Below are 481 nucleotides of genomic sequence, written 5' to 3'. Positions count from 1 at the left end.
CGCTTGATCCAAACACCAACTCGACGAGCTTCGAGCTGCCGCTCACACGTGCCGACATCGCCGATTTCCTCGGCCTGACGATCGAAACGGTGAGCCGCCAGTTGACCCGGCTGCGGACGGATAACGTGATCCGGATCGACAACAACCGCCATGTGACCGTGGACAGCCTTGCCCGGTTGGCGAGCCGCTCCGGCGTCTAGTCCCGGTCGACGATCCCGATCATCGGCAGGACATGCTCGCGTTCAAACGCGATGTGCCGGCGCAAGTTCTCGAACAGGCCGCGCAACATGAAACCGATGGCTTCGGGGTTCTCGACCGTCTCGCCATGACCGATGGCCAGCAGAATTTCGGTCACCTCACCGGCAAAGCATTCGTCTTCCACATGTTCGGCCCGCAATCGCCGGGTTGAGGCAAGGTTCGCATTGCTGCCGACCACGGCGTCCTCGAAAGCAGGGAAGATCACCGCCTCTTCGTATTGATG

The 481-nt window shown here is 61.1% G+C and carries 2 protein-coding genes; one reads left to right on the top strand and one right to left on the bottom strand.

The window, feature by feature from the left end; all coding sequences use genetic code 11:
* Positions 1–200, top strand: a 200-nt coding sequence (locus EN935_RS39920; protein ID WP_127374448.1) for a helix-turn-helix domain-containing protein, incomplete at its 5' end; no start/stop codon positions are given.
* Here EN935_RS39920 and EN935_RS39915 read toward each other — a convergent pair.
* The coding region (locus EN935_RS39915) for a hemerythrin domain-containing protein (protein ID WP_164771923.1) at positions 197–481 on the bottom strand (285 nt) is incomplete at its 5' end. The two genes, EN935_RS39920 and EN935_RS39915, sit on opposite strands and share 4 nt — an antisense overlap.

The sequence above is a fragment of the Mesorhizobium sp. M7D.F.Ca.US.004.03.1.1 genome, from assembly GCF_003998635.1.
GTDB lineage: Bacteria > Pseudomonadota > Alphaproteobacteria > Rhizobiales > Rhizobiaceae > Mesorhizobium > Mesorhizobium loti.
The sequence above is the reverse complement of the archived record's forward strand: the minus strand, read 5'-3'. Positions and strand labels throughout refer to the sequence as shown.